Below are 12,166 nucleotides of genomic sequence, written 5' to 3' on the forward strand. Positions count from 1 at the left end.
TCATAGCTTTATAGATAAGTAAATCATCTGTCAATTTCGCTATTGTGAATTAGTGAGCAAGTGCCGGTATTGTTGCAGCGGCTGATGATGCATCAGTGATCCAGCCCATGGTATAGAACCAATCTGTCATTGGGACTAGCATTAGCTCAATGCCGGCTAAACCTACGGATGCAAGTACAATAGTGTAAGGTAACGCCATGTATACCATACGACCGTAAGAAAGACGGATTAGTGGGGCTATAGCCGAAGTTAAAGCAAACAAGAATGCCGCTTGACCATTTGGCGTTGCTACTGATGGTAAGTTAGTACCTGTATTGATTGCAACGGCTAACATATCAAACTGACTACGGTTAATAACACCGTTTGTTAGTGCAGTTTTTACTTCATTAATATATACAGTACCAACGAATACGTTGTCTGAAACCATAGATAGTAAGCCATTCGCAATGTAGAACATAGTAAGCTGTGAACTACCTTCAAGGCTTAATACCCAATGAATAATAGGCGCGAATAGTTGTTGATCAATGATTACCGCAACGATAGAGAAGAACACCGCAAGTAGTGCAGTAAAGGGTAGCGCTTCTTCAAATGCTTTACCTAGAGCGTGCTCTTCGGTGATACCAGTAAATGATGTTGCCAAAATAATAACGGTCAAACCGATTAAACCCACTGCAGCTAAGTGCATTGCAAGGCCGATAATTAACCATACTGCAATTGCTGCTTGAATAATTAATTTAGCGTAGTCAAGGTTAGTACGTGATTTACGTTCTTCATTATCAAAGTCGACTAAGATTTGGCGAACATTTTCAGGTAATTCTGCACCGTAGCCACAGATTTTAAATTTCTCAACCAGTGCACAGGTTAACAAGCCACAGAAAAAGACAGGGACAGTAACGGGCGCCATACGAATAATAAATTCACCAAAATCCCAACCAGCTTGATCGGCAATGATTAAGTTTTGTGGTTCACCTACCATTGTCATTACGCCACCTAACGCTGTACCCACACCAGCATGCATTAGCAAGCTACGTAGGAATGCACGGTAATTTTCCAAGTCATCGCGGCTTAGTTCTGGAACGTGATTATCATTGGTATGATCATGATTAGAATGAGGATCTTGCCCTGAAGCAACCTTATGATAAATGCTGTAGAAACCAACTGTTACACTGATAACAACCGCAATAACGGTTAGTGCATCAAGGAAAGCGGAAAGAAAAGCGGCCATCACACAAAATGCGAGAGAAAGTAAAATTTTAGAGCGGATGCCGATTAATATTTTAGTAAACATGAACAACAATAGCTGTTTCATGAAGTAGATACCCGCGACCATAAAGACCAGTAAGAGTAGCACTTCAATATTTGCAACAAGTTCATGTTTGACTTGATCTGCACTTGTCATTCCAATGGCAACAGCTTCTATTGCCAATAAACCACCAGGTTGTAATGGGTAACACTTTAATGCCATTGCAAGCGTGAAGATGAATTCGATTACTAACAACCAGCCAGCAACAAACGGATCAATAAGAAAAAAGACAATAGGGTTAATGATCAAAAAAGTAATGATTGCGATTTTGTACCAGTCAGGTGCCTTACCCAAAAAGTTTTTGATAAAGGCATTCCCTAGCGATATAGCCATGTGTTGGATCTCTTTATTATTAGCGCAAAATAGTATGGATCTGATGTCGGCTAAATGCCTTGATTGATCAATCAGCAGGGTAATCAGTCGCTTCTTGCAAAAGATTATTGGTCGAGATTGAGGTATCAAAGTTAAACAAGAGTATCGTTCTCGGATGTTTTAACTTTCTTAGGCAGCAGCTTCCATTCGCTCCCAGTTCATCTTTACATAACTCTACCGTTTAAGAGGGATTAGTCAATAAGTTAAACAAAAATGCAATTATTTCGTTACATTTTCATCTTGAAATGGGAGTTGAATATGTCAGTGTTATAAACCGCACAGTATACAGAAAATATGACAGGAATTGTTAGATGCATTCATAATCCCTCTTTTTTAGTGAGCGGTTTAACAATATCGTTGTATTTTTATACTTCTCTTTCATGTTCATGTCAGAGTTAGTAGCGAGGTTTCTTCTCAGAAGAAACTAGTGGTATGATGAGTACAATTATAAAGTGCATGAAGCGAACTGGATTTTACTTAGATGGTCATTAAGGCAGATAGCCCAGCGACATTTGCTGAGAAATATATTATTGAAAGCATTTGGAATAATCACTTTCCTCAGGGGTCGATTCTTCCTGCTGAGCGTGAACTTTCAGAGTTAATTGGAGTAACTCGAACAACATTACGTGAAGTATTGCAGCGTTTAGCGCGAGATGGATGGTTAACCATCCAACATGGTAAGCCAACGCGTGTTAATAACTACATGGATACTTCAGGTTTAAATATTCTCGATACCTTAGTGACATTAGATGGGCAGGATGTTCAACGTGTATTAACCGATCTTCTTGCTGCTCGAACTGATATTAGTAGCGTATTTATGCGTTACGCCGTAAAAGGTAACGCAGAAGAGTCGGGTATTTTAATTCAGCATGTCATTGATTCAGTTGAAAGGCTTCGTAAAGCATCAAGCTTTGCTGAGTTTATTGAAAACAGTGATGATCGTATTGATCTTATTCAAGAAGTTAAAAAAATCGTAGATAAATACGGCAAAGATGATCCACAGCTTTGTGAAGAAATTTGTTTAGCTCGTGCGTTCAACTATTATGATTATCGTCTATTCCAAGGCATGGCGGGTAAGTCTGGTAATACACTTTATGTTTTAACTATTAATGGCTTACGTAAAATTTATACGCGTGTTGGTGGTTATTACTTTATGAAGCCAGAAGCATGTGAATTAGCATTAAATTTCTACCGCGACATGAAATCATACTGTGATGAAAACAAGCCAGAATTAGTCGCTGATCGTATTCGTTTGTATGGACGTGAAAGTGGTGCTATCTGGTATAGCCACCGTGTTGAAATTTCAAAGTACATGTACGAAGAAGAGCAATAAGTTAAAATTACTGCACCCAATATTAGACCAAGTGTTAAGCACTTGGTTTTTTTATGTCTGTATATCTGCTGTTTAAATCAGCATCTTGATGTAAATAGGAATAGTTGAAGGTGAATAACTCGATTGTAAGTTGATTGTATAGTTAGCATAACTAATAATTAAGGATTAATTATGTTAATAAAATGGTCAGTATGACAAGCAGTGAAGTGTACCGAATTGGTTCCGTAACCTACGACAGTTCCACACGAACTCTTACTCATGACAATGGACAGACTGAGTATTTTACCCCCCGTGTGAGTGATGTATTTTTACTTTTACTGGCACACCAAGGTAAGTGTGTAGAAAAAGAGTTTTTATTATCTCAGTGCTGGGGAGACACGATTGTATCTGAGCAGGCTTTAACGAATGTGATTTCTAAACTTAGAAAAGTATTAGCTAAGCATGCTTTAGAAATGATTACGATCACAACAGTCAGTAAGTCTGGCTATTTACTTGAAGTAAAAGAAGAAAATTTCAGCTCTAAATACCAACAAGAGAGTTGCGACAGTATACTAGAACACGTTTCAGAGGATGTCGTTGTAGAGAAAGATAACGTCAAGATAAAAGAAACGCAACTGCCACTCTACTCCAATAAGCGTGTTTTTTATTTTCTACTTATTATTACTATTATGCTAGTAAGCATGTTTATTTATACGAATAATAAAATAAGTACATTACCGTACTTTATTGATACTAAAAATTATAACAATGAATTAATCGTTGGAAGCAATCATATATATTACGATAATATTGATAAATATAAAGTCGATAAGATTTTCTTTATAAAAGATATAAAGAAAGGTGTTTCATCAATATGTAAATCTAAGGTTTTCATACAATTTTATTATAATACAAGAATTGCTAATAATACGGCAGTAGTTGTATTTATAATTACATCTGATGGTAGGACATTTAACTTTAGAATGTCTAAATATATTAATGGTGGGTTCTCTAAACAGTTGAATGATTATTTGAAGAGTAAAGAAATAATATGTTGAAGTATATTAATGCAGTATTGGTAATCATCATCTTTTTTCTTTTTATAGGTGTTTTTTACTTATATACAAATAAAGATAATTTAGTATCAACGACTTGGGTATGCGACCAAGTAAAATCGGGGTTTATATCGAAATCATATACTAAATATAGTCATATATCTGAAAGTATGATTTTGACATTTAGCTCTAAAAGTAGCTTTTTGATTAATGAATTTATTCAAGCTCAGGAAGGAAGTGATGATATTAAGTTGATGGAACTTTATTATGAAGGCGATTACATACAAACTAGAGATCATTTAACTTTGAACTTTAATCGTGTTCGAATATTAAAAGAACATGATGATTCTAATTTAAATAAAGCCTATAAAGATTATGAGGGTTATAGCATATTCTATCGCTATAAAAGAATCGATGATAAATTGTATTTTTTCACGGATAGTAAAAATGAAGCGTTTGATATGGTTTGTTATACGGATAAATAGAATTTAAATTTGAATTATCCTTATGATTTAATTTGTTTTTTATTTTTATTTATTTTTAGTGTAGTTAAGGTTTGTTTTTCGTTTGTTTTTTTTAGACATGATTTACTAAGCTGAGCACCTCTTTTGTAAAGCAGTTTAAAAAGTAAAAACATGAAAAAATTATTATTAGTGACACTTATTGGTACATTAACGTCATCATATGCATCTGCGTCTGAAAACCCATCTAACAAATATAATGGGTTTTATATTGGTGCAGGTGTAGGTACTACTGATTTTCATTATGATAAATCACTTACACCCAGTTTTGAAAATAACAACGAAGTTAGTTATTCAAATAAAGCTGATGGTGAAAGTTATAAACTAATTGCTGGTTATCAGTTTAACCGCGTAGTTGCTTTAGAAGCGCAATACACGACCTATGGTGATATTAAAAATACATTAGAAGTAAAAGGTCACAAGTTCACAGGTAAAACAGAGCATCAATCTTTCAGCCTAGCTGCAAACTTGGGTTATACTTTTGATAATGGTTTACGCCCTTTTGCTCTTGTTGGTTTAGGTCAAATTTCTGTTAAAGAGCCAGGATTTAAAGATGATGGTGGTTTAATTCGTTTAGGTGCGGGTTTAGAATATCAGATTCAACAAGTACCAGGCTTAGGTATTCGAACTGCTTATGAAGCAGACTTCTATACACTTGAAGCGACGAATAAAGATTATGATATGTCTATTGGCTCTTGGTACTTAGGCGCAACCTACAAGTTTTAATTTACTCTAATAAATAAAACGCCACTAAAATTAAAAATTTCAGTGGCGTTATTTTTTACGAGAGATAGAGAATTTAAATCTCAGTATTATATTGTGTCTTAATTGGACAAGTCGCAATGATTTGAGTACGTCCGTCCGGTAATTCTTCTTCTAATGTAACATCAAATCCCCAGAGGCGATGCAGATGTTTGATCACTTCTTTATGGCTATCAGCAAGTGGGATCCGATTATGGGGGATATAGCGTAGTGTTAATGAGCGATCACCGCGCAAAGCAACATTCCATACTTGAATATTCGGTTCATTATTACTGAGGTTATATTGTGAAGAGAGTTTTTCTCTTATCGCACGATAACCTTCTTCATTATGTATTGCACTCACTTCAACATAGTTATGACGATCATCATCGTTAACAGCAAAGAGCTTAAAATCTCGCATTAGTTTTGGCGATAAGAATTGGCTAATAAAGCTTTCATCTTTAAAATTTTCCATCGCAAAATGTAGGGTATCAAGCCAATTAGATCCTGCTATATCAGGAAACCAATGCTTATCCTCTTCTGTAGGGTTTTCACATATTCGACGTATATCTTGAAACATAGCAAACCCTAAAGCATAAGGGTTTATACCACTGTAATAGGGGCTGTTATATTCAGGCTGGGCAACAACATTAGTGTGACTATGGAGAAACTCCATAATGAAGCGTTCAGTCACCAAGCCTTCATCATAGAGGTGATTAAGAATCGTGTAGTGCCAAAATGTCGCCCAGCCTTCATTCATAACCTGAGTTTGTTTTTGAGGATAAAAATATTGGCTTATCTTACGTACTATCCGGACTAATTCACGTTGCCAAGGTTCAAGCAACGGAGCGTGCTTTTCGAAGAAATAGAGGATATTTTCCTGTGGCTCAGAAGGAAATCGTGTTTCTTCAATCACGGTTTCTTTTTCGGCTTGAACAGGAATGGTGCGCCATAGCGAATTAACTTGCGATTGAAGGTAATCTTCACGGGCTTTTTGACGAGCCTTTTCTTCGACTAATGATATTTTTTGTGGACGTTTGTAACGATCCACACCGTAGTTCATTAATGCATGGCAGGAATCAATAAGCTTTTCGACGTCATTGACTCCGTATTTCTCCTCACATTCAGTAATGTACTTTCGAGCAAAGAGAAGATAATCGATAATTGAACTTGCATCAGTCCATGTTTTAAACAGGTAATTACCTTTAAAAAATGAATTATGACCATAGCAGGCATGTGCCATTACTAAGGCTTGCATTGTGATGGTGTTTTCTTCCATTAGGTAAGCGATGCAAGGGTTCGAATTGATAACTATCTCATAGGCGAGTCCCATTTGCCCATGCTTATAGCCACGCTCTGTTTCAATAAAACGCTTACCAAAAGACCAATGATGGTAATTGATGGGCATACCGATACTTGAATAGGCATCCATCATTTGTTCGGCAGTAATGATCTCAATTTGGTTTGGATAGGCATCTAGGCGATAGTGCTCTGCAACTCGCTTGATCTCGACATGGTATTGTTCTAGTAAGTCAAAGGTCCAATCCGGTCCATCGCTGAGTGTTTTTGTTTTTGTCTTTGTATTCATGACTAAGATCCCCTTAAAGCGCGTGATACCGGCCAGAAAGAGTAGCGATATTATTTCAATATCGCTGACTATCGTTTAGTAAGCTTTCAAATATTAACTTACTTGTTTTTTAAATAGCTCTCTAAATACTGGGAAAATATCATCTACAGTCCGTATGTTTTGCATCGCAAAATTATCATGGCTGTTATGTAGCGCTTCATACTCACGCCATAATGTTTGATGTGCTCGTCGTGTGATTTCTATGTATGAGTAATAACGTGAAAATGGCAATATATGCTTATCTAATAGCTCTCGACAACCGGGTGAGTCATCAGCCCAGTTATCGCCATCAGAAGCTTGAGCCGCATAAATATTCCATTCTTCAGGACGATATCGGTCTTTTACAATATCGTTCATCATACGTAGTGCGCTTGAAACAATGGTGCCGCCGGTTTCCTGTGAATAAAAAAATTCGTGTTCATCCACTTCTTTTGCTTGGGTATGGTGGCGAATAAAAACAACATCCACATTTTTATAGGTACGGTTTAAAAAGAGATAAAGCAAAATATAAAAACGTTTAGCTATATCTTTTGTGGCTTGATCCATCGAGCCTGATACATCCATCAAACAAAACATCACCGCTTGGCTTGATGGTTGCGGTCGGCGTTCATAATTTTTATAGCGAAGATCAAAGGTATCAATAAATGGTGTTCTATTTATTTTTTGTTTCAATGACTCGATTTCTTGCTTTATCCTTTCTTCTTCAAAAGGTTGCGCAGGTTCAGTGTTAAATAATAAAGTGAGCGCTTGCTCTAAATCACGCAGCTTTCTTCTTTTTCCTGCGGTCATTGCGGTACGTCTTGCTAATGAATTTTGCAAGGTTTTCACAATGGCAATATTTGCGGGAACACCTTGTGATTTATAGCCTGAACGGAAGGTTTTCCACTCGACTATTTTGTTCATTTGGTTTTTTTGTAAATTAGGTAATTCAAGATCTTCAAATAAAAGATCAAGATATTCATCTTTAGATATTTGGAAAACAAATTCATCATTGCCTTCGCCATCAGGACTTGCATCTCCTTTACCAGCCCCACCTTGACCAGCGCCACCCGGCGGTCGCTCGATACGATCGCCTGGTGTGAATTGGTCGTTGCCAGGGTGGACAACATCACGTTGTCCACCTTTACCTTGATGAAAGCTAGGTTCTCGGATATCACGAGATGGGATAGTGATATCTTCACCACTATCAACATCCGTGATCGAGCGTTTATTTACCGCATCAGCAATAGATTCTTTAATTTGCTGCTTATGGCGGCGTAAAAAGCGCTGGCGATTAACCGTACTTTTATTTTTACCATTGAGCCTGCGGTCGATAAAATATGCCATAGCTCCCCCTTATCTCATTTGCAGCTGGTTTACGACGATTTACGTACGCGTAAATACCATTCAGACAATAAACGTACTTGCTTGCGGGTATAGCCTTTTTCCATCATACGAGCGACGAAATCATCATGTTTCTTTTGCTCATCTGTTGATGTTTTTGCATTAAATGAAATAACAGGAAGTAGCTCTTCAGTATTAGAGAACATCTTCTTCTCTATTACTGTTCTAAGTTTTTCATAGCTGGTCCAGTTGGGGTTTTTGCCTGCATTGTTTGCTCTAGCACGTAAAACGAAGTTAACAATTTCATTTCGGAAATCTTTAGGGTTACTGATCCCCGCCGGTTTCTCTATTTTCTCTAATTCGTTATTAAGTGCTTCGCGATTAAAGAGCTGTCCAGTTTCAGGATCACGGTATTCTTGGTCTTGAATCCAGAAGTCGGCGTAGCTGACATAACGGTCAAAAATGTTTTGACCATATTCGGAGTAAGATTCGAGATAAGCGGTTTGGATCTCTTTACCAATGAACTCGACATACTTCGGTGTAAGGAAGCCTTTTAAATGTTCAAGGTATTTTTCAGCAATGTCTTGTGGGAATTGTTCACGTTCAATTTGTTGCTCAAGCACATAGAACAAGTGAACAGGGTTTGCAGCAACTTCTGAATGATCGAAGTTAAAGACCCGCGATAAAATCTTAAAGGCAAAACGAGTTGATAGCCCATTCATACCTTCATCGACACCGGCATAGTCGCGATATTCTTGGTAAGATTTTGCTTTTGGATCGGTATCTTTTAGTGTTTCACCGTCATAGACTCGCATTTTTGAATACACACTTGAATTCTCTGGCTCTTTCAAGCGGGAAAGAACGGTGAATCGAGCAAGAATCTCAAGCGTACTTGGTGAGCAAGGTGCAGCTGATAGCTCACTGTTTTCAAGTAGTTTTTGGTAGATTTTTATTTCTTCAGAAACCCGTAAACAATAAGGGACTTTGACGATGTAAACACGATCTAAGAAAGCCTCATTCGTCTTGTTATTTCTAAAGGTCTGCCATTCTGACTCGTTAGAGTGAGCAAGGATCATTCCATCGAAAGGTAATGCGGATAACCCTTCAGTACCGTTGTAGTTACCCTCTTGCGTTGCGGTAAGAAGTGGGTGAAGTACTTTTAACGGCGCTTTAAACATCTCAACAAACTCCATTAAGCCTTGGTTAGCTTTACACAGAGCACCTGAATAACTATAAGCATCAGGATCGTCTTGAGAATAATGTTCAAGTTGACGTATATCTACCTTACCAACTAACGATGAAATATCTTGGTTATTTTCATCTCCCGGTTCAGTTTTTGCGATACCGACTTGGTCAAGAATGGACGGACGAACTTTCACCACTTTAAATTGTGTAATATCGCCACCAAATTCATGGAGTCGTTTTGCCGCCCACGGTGACATGATGGTATTTAAATAGCGTGATGGAATATTGTATTCATTGGCAAGTAGATCACCATCTTCTGATTTATCAAATAAACTGAAAGGGTGATCATTAACTGGGCTACGCTCACCATTTGCCGTCAGAATATAAATAGGCACTTTCTGCATTAAGCTTTTTAATTTTTCGGCTAGCGATGACTTACCACCGCCGACTGGGCCTAATAAATAAAGAATTTGCTTACGCTCTTCAAGCCCTTGGGCTGCATGTTTGAGGTAAGACACGATTTGTTCTATCGCATCTTCCATACCATAGAAATCTTCAAACGTTTTATAACGAGAGATGACACGGTTAGAGAAGAGACGGCTAAGATATGGGTCTTGTGCGGTATCAATCATTTCTGGTTCGCCAATCGCCATCAATAGACGCTCTGCGGCGTTGACGTAGGCGCTGCGATCGTTACGACAAATATCAAGGAATTCTTGTAATGAAAGTTCTTCGTCCTTGGATTCTTCATAGCGATGACGATAGTGGTCAAAAATACTCATGGTATGCCCCCTGAATCGTTCTTTGATCATTTAGACAGGACGAAAATCAACCTCTTTTGCATCCCTTACTGTAAGCCTAGACCGAACTAATCAATTTGCTGTACTGAGTTAATGATTTCTAAATAAAAAATAGCTTGTGATAACGGTTTAAAACTGGATGTTTTTTAACCGTATATTTTTACTATCCTCTTATGGGATGGGTTCTGCAAGCGCTTTTGACGCTAAAATGCTTTTGTTTTTTAGTGTTAATATGTAAATCTACTGTTAATTATAGTAATTAATGAAGAATCTTGTTTTTTGGGTTTATGTTGAAGCAAAAAACTATAAAACTTTTTTGTGTTGCATTAATGTTTTGATTAATTGGCTTTGTTTGGTTTTATTTGTTTTTTTTTTGAATTATTGATAGAGAAGGACAATTATTGAGAATTTTTTTGTGTATTTGAGCCTAAGATATTTTTTTTCCACGAAACAGCTTTCTCTGACATAAGCTGAAATGAGGTCCTAAAAATGTATAGGTAGGTGGCTTTATGACAATTTCACGTGTCGATACTGTTTCTATTCCGGTTTCGGATCAAAATCAGGCTTTGAAGTTTTATCGAGATGCACTTGGTTTTGAATTGATCCGAGATCATTGTTCGAATAATGAAAAACGTTGGCTGCAATTAGCACCAAGAGGTGCAGAAACGACAATCAGTTTAGTGATGCCATTTGGTGGAATGGAAGCTGGTACTGTGCAAGGATTAGTCGTACAAACGGATGACATACAGCTAACACATAAAGAACTCAAGCAACGTGGTGTATTATTATCAAGTATTGTTAATTTAGTGGGTGGTAAGTTTGCCACGTTTAATGATCCTGATGGAAATGGCTGGGTATTGATTGAAGCTTCTGCAAAAATGTATGCTTGAACCACGAGCAATTATATTGCTCGTGGTTAGTTTCTAATTAACGGCTAGAAATCGTTGTCGTTAAAGTATGAGACTGTCCTGGCGTTAGCTCAATACTTGGCTGGTGGATTGTTGATTCCACGCATACCATAGTTTCAAAACTATTATCAGCCATATCCCCCATACTAATGGATAGCGCTTGCCAAGGGTTCCAAATTACAGCTGCATTGTGACCTTCGTTAGTGACCAAAATTTCACGATTATTGTTTTTATCATTAATAGTGATAGTGGCTTCTGGCTGAGTATACACACGATCCGTTTCGCTGGTGAATGTTAGTGTAGTACCACCTTCACACGCTTTACCTTGCTGTGTACTATCAAGGTAGTTTGGCCCCATTCCTGTAATATCAATATCGTTAATATTGGCAATATCGAAGTAAGTATGCAATGCGCCGCTGTACGACCATGGTTGATTGTCGGTATTCGTTGATGTCAGGCTTACTTTGAGTTCTTGACCGATTTCAAACGTTAGGACGTTTTTAAACTTATGTGGCCAAATAGCGTAAGTTTCTTCATTATCTTCCAGTGCTAGACTGACAATAACGCCGTTCTCGTTTTCACGGTGTTCCAATAATGACCACTGTGATGTGCGAGCAAAACCATGAGATGGTGTGCCAGCTTGACCAAACCAAGGCCAACAAATTGGAATACCGCCACGTACCGCTTTTGACTGATCAAAAATGGCTTTTTCACTTAACCAAATAATGTCTTTTTCACCTTGTGGTTTAAACCATAATAGGTGGCCACCATGCAGTGAAATTCCAGCTTCAGCAAGAGGGTGGATCACTCGAATGATATTAATCCCTTGATATTCACAAGCTGTGACGTTGTCGGATAAAGCGTTAACAGTAGAAAGTTGACGTAGGTTCATCTTCATTCCTTAAAAGTTAAAAGCAGGAAGTGCTCATTTGTTTAGCGTTTATTCGTGCATTAAACATTAAGCAAAAAAGTACTTATTTCGCGCTTTAAAATATCAAAAAATATGAAAATTAATTTGT

10 protein-coding genes are annotated in these 12,166 nt (G+C 37.4%); 5 read left to right on the forward strand and 5 right to left on the reverse strand.

Annotated elements, in window-relative coordinates; all coding sequences use genetic code 11:
• Window positions 1-49: 49 nt before the first annotated feature.
• Complete coding sequence (gene nhaB / locus BTO08_RS02280; RefSeq protein ID WP_105059717.1) at window positions 50-1,636, reverse strand: Na(+)/H(+) antiporter NhaB; 1,587 nt, start codon at window positions 1,634-1,636, stop codon at window positions 50-52.
• Window positions 1,637-2,156: 520 nt separating this feature from the next.
• Between nhaB and fadR the strand changes: the two genes are divergently transcribed.
• The 4 genes from fadR (at window position 2,157) to BTO08_RS02300 (ending at window position 5,289) form a co-directional block, all read left to right on the forward strand.
• Window positions 2,157-3,008, forward strand: coding sequence for a fatty acid metabolism transcriptional regulator FadR (fadR, locus tag BTO08_RS02285; RefSeq protein WP_105059718.1), 852 nt, complete (start codon window positions 2,157-2,159; stop codon window positions 3,006-3,008).
• A 191-nt stretch (window positions 3,009-3,199) separates the two neighbouring features.
• A complete protein-coding gene (locus BTO08_RS02290) occupies window positions 3,200-4,045 on the forward strand; it encodes a winged helix-turn-helix domain-containing protein (RefSeq protein ID WP_242446224.1) in 846 nt (281 codons plus the stop codon).
• Window positions 4,039-4,527, forward strand: a complete 489-nt coding sequence (locus BTO08_RS02295) for a hypothetical protein (protein WP_105059720.1) — start codon at window positions 4,039-4,041, stop codon at window positions 4,525-4,527. The genes BTO08_RS02290 and BTO08_RS02295 overlap by 7 nt, the downstream gene beginning before the upstream one ends.
• A gap of 150 nt (window positions 4,528-4,677) precedes the next feature.
• Entirely contained in the window at window positions 4,678-5,289 is a 612-nt protein-coding gene (locus tag BTO08_RS02300; RefSeq protein WP_105059721.1) for an outer membrane protein, read from the forward strand.
• 73 nt (window positions 5,290-5,362) lie between these two features.
• Here the strand turns inward: BTO08_RS02300 and BTO08_RS02305 are convergent, their stop codons facing one another.
• The 3 genes from BTO08_RS02305 to BTO08_RS02315 form a co-directional block, all read right to left on the reverse strand.
• The gene (locus BTO08_RS02305; protein ID WP_105059722.1) at window positions 5,363-6,892 is read right to left on the reverse strand and encodes a SpoVR family protein; all 1,530 of its coding nucleotides are present in this window, start codon (window positions 6,890-6,892) and stop codon (window positions 5,363-5,365) included.
• Between the two features lie 93 nt (window positions 6,893-6,985).
• Window positions 6,986-8,257 carry a YeaH/YhbH family protein gene (locus BTO08_RS02310; RefSeq protein ID WP_105059723.1) on the reverse strand — a complete coding sequence of 424 codons (1,272 nt, stop codon included), beginning with the start codon at window positions 8,255-8,257 and terminating at the stop codon, window positions 6,986-6,988.
• A 29-nt stretch (window positions 8,258-8,286) separates the two neighbouring features.
• Entirely contained in the window at window positions 8,287-10,221 is a 1,935-nt protein-coding gene (locus BTO08_RS02315; RefSeq protein WP_105059724.1) for a PrkA family serine protein kinase, read from the reverse strand.
• 527 nt (window positions 10,222-10,748) lie between these two features.
• On the opposite strand from BTO08_RS02315, the gene BTO08_RS02320 reads away from it, so the two are divergent.
• Window positions 10,749-11,129 (forward strand): VOC family protein, encoded by a 381-nt coding sequence (locus BTO08_RS02320; RefSeq protein WP_105059725.1) that lies wholly within the window; start codon window positions 10,749-10,751, stop codon window positions 11,127-11,129.
• A gap of 37 nt (window positions 11,130-11,166) precedes the next feature.
• Here BTO08_RS02320 and BTO08_RS02325 read toward each other — a convergent pair whose 3' ends face one another.
• Window positions 11,167-12,039 carry a D-hexose-6-phosphate mutarotase gene (locus BTO08_RS02325; protein ID WP_105059726.1) on the reverse strand — a complete coding sequence of 291 codons (873 nt, stop codon included), beginning with the start codon at window positions 12,037-12,039 and terminating at the stop codon, window positions 11,167-11,169.
• Window positions 12,040-12,166 lie beyond the last annotated feature (127 nt).

This window comes from Photobacterium angustum (genome assembly GCF_002954615.1).
Taxonomy (GTDB): domain Bacteria; phylum Pseudomonadota; class Gammaproteobacteria; order Enterobacterales; family Vibrionaceae; genus Photobacterium; species Photobacterium angustum_A.